This is a genomic window from Pseudomonas sp. P5_A12 (assembly GCF_056400685.1).
Genome location: NZ_JBFUKU010000507.1, coordinates 1 through 2,117, shown reverse-complemented (window position 1 = coordinate 2,117; position 2,117 = coordinate 1). Strand labels below are relative to the sequence as shown.

The window sequence follows — 2,117 nt, the reverse complement described above, 5'->3', positions numbered from 1 at the left end:
CCGCCACGGTAGTGCAGGCCGCCAAATCGRCAGAAGACAAGGATTGATCAATCGAAGTATGCTTTTTCATGGACTCGCCCTCGCTGTCGTTGGCTGTTTAGACTGCCACCGTGGCGCATTGACGCCTCGGCTTGGGCGAGTCCATTCAATTACAGGTCGCGTTACGGCTTAACAGATCGACATTACCTAAACGTGTTGTACCCCTCATTCGATAGTAAAGTGGCGAGCATTGTCGTAGCTAAACAGGGATGACCGATGTCTCAACGCCGCTCAACATTGATCGCCCTGCTGGTAGCGGTCACCTTCTTTATGGAGAACCTTGACGCTACGGTGATCGCCACCGCGCTGCCGGACATGGCCAAGACGTTTGGCGTGCCGGCGGTGGATGTGAGCATTGGCATGAGCGTCTACATGCTCGCGGTTGCGGTGTTCATCCCCATCAGCGGCTGGTTGGCTGATCGCTTCGGCTCACGTCTTATATTCAGCTCGGCCATCGTGCTGTTCAGTATGTCTTCTTTGATGTGTGGGTTGAGTGACAGCCTTGAGGCCTTTGTTGCCGCGCGCGTGTTGCAGGGCATCAGCGGCGCGATGATGGTTCCGGTGGGGCGCCTGGCAGTGCTTCGCACCACCGAGAAGAAAGACCTCGTTCGGGCGATCTCTTTTATTACCTGGCCCGGTCTGGTCGCACCGATACTCGGACCGCCCTTGGGCGGTTTCATCGTCACCCATGCGTCCTGGCCGTGGATTTTTTATCTCAATCTTCCGTTGGGCCTGTTGGCGCTGATTGCCGCGCTGGTCTTGATTCCCAAGCAAGACCACGTCATTGCCCGGCCATTCGATTTCAGCGGTTTTCTGCTTGCCGGCGGCGCCAGCGCTGCGCTGCTGTTCGGCGTAGAAATGCTGGGGCAACGTCATGCCAATCTGTTGCCGGCACTGTTACTCAGTGGTGCAGGCGTGATACTCGGTGCTATTGCCTGGCGACATCTGCGTCGGCATGCGCAACCGTTACTGGCGCTGGGTGTATTGGACATCCGTACCTTCAGCGTCTGCCTGTGTGGTGGGTCGATTTTTCGGATCGCCATCAGCACCTTGCCGTTTCTCCTGCCGCTGATGTTTCAACTCGCATTCGGGCTTACTGCATTGGATGCCGGGCTACTGGTATTGGCCGTCTTTGCCGGCAATCTGGCCATGAAGCCGTTCACCACGCGGGTAATGCACCGTTGGGGGTTTCGCCCGGTGTTGATGTTCAACGGCATCCTTGGTGTACTGGCAATAGCGGCCTGTGCATTGCTGGATGAGCATATGAGTCGGGTGCTGGTTTTGTTGATTCTGTTTGTCGGTGGCCTGTCACGATCCATGCAGTTCACCGCGTTCAACACGCTGGGCTTTGCCGATGTCCCCAAGGAGCAGATGAGCGATGCTTCAACCTTGTTCAGTATGTTCTTCCAACTGAGCATGGCGATGGGGGTTGCCACGGGCGCGCTGCTGCTACGTTTCTCCATGAATATCCATGACAACACCCAACTCGCCAATACGGCCGACTTTCAGCTGACGTTCCTTTGTGTGGCGGTGATTGCGGGGATCGCATTGCTGGATAACCTGCGATTGCCACCGAAGGCGGGTGAGTCGGTATTGCAGCGAGCATAAGAAAAAGACAGGCCTTCAGGTGTTAAGCGCTTGCGTCTCAACACCGTGCTTGCATCGCTAGAAGTCGAAGAACACTGTTTCCGCTTCGCCTTGAATATGAATATCGAAGCGGTAGGCCAGCTTCCCATCAACTGTGCAACGCGTGGCGATCAGGGATTCGCGCCGATGGGGTTGTTCGATCAGGTTCAATACGGGGTCCACCGCATTCGCCTGGGGTTCGTCGTCGAAATACAGGCGGGTCTGCAAGTGGATGTTGATGCCCCGAGCAAACAACGCCACGTTGATATGCGCCGCCATGGCACCGCCGGAAGCGTTTTTCACCACGCCAGGTTTCACAGTTTTGATGGTCCATTCACCGACATCGGTCGTGGCGGTACGGCCAAAACAGTTGAACGGTTTTTCCAGATCGTAACCAGTGTCGTAGACGCCATCATGATTCGCCTGCCAGAACTCCAGAAACGCGTCACGAA

At 56.1% G+C, this 2,117-nt stretch carries 2 protein-coding genes; one reads left to right on the top strand and one right to left on the bottom strand.

Annotation, left to right across the window (positions count from 1 at the left end; genetic code table 11):
- The first annotated feature begins 255 nt into the window (after nucleotides 1-255).
- The gene (locus AC1DSG_RS30525; RefSeq protein ID WP_477794195.1) at nucleotides 256-1,647 is read left to right on the top strand and encodes an MFS transporter; all 1,392 of its coding nucleotides are present in this window, start codon (nucleotides 256-258) and stop codon (nucleotides 1,645-1,647) included.
- 57 nt (nucleotides 1,648-1,704) lie between these two features.
- Here the strand turns inward: AC1DSG_RS30525 and pcaG are convergent.
- On the bottom strand, nucleotides 1,705-2,117 hold a 413-nt coding region (gene pcaG / locus AC1DSG_RS30520; RefSeq protein ID WP_477794194.1), incomplete at its 5' end, for a protocatechuate 3,4-dioxygenase subunit alpha.

Coding starts and splice junctions, on each gene's coding strand:
- AC1DSG_RS30525 (WP_477794195.1), top strand. CDS start 256: ATGTCTCAACGCCGCTCAACATTGATCGCCCTGCTGGTAGCGGTCACC.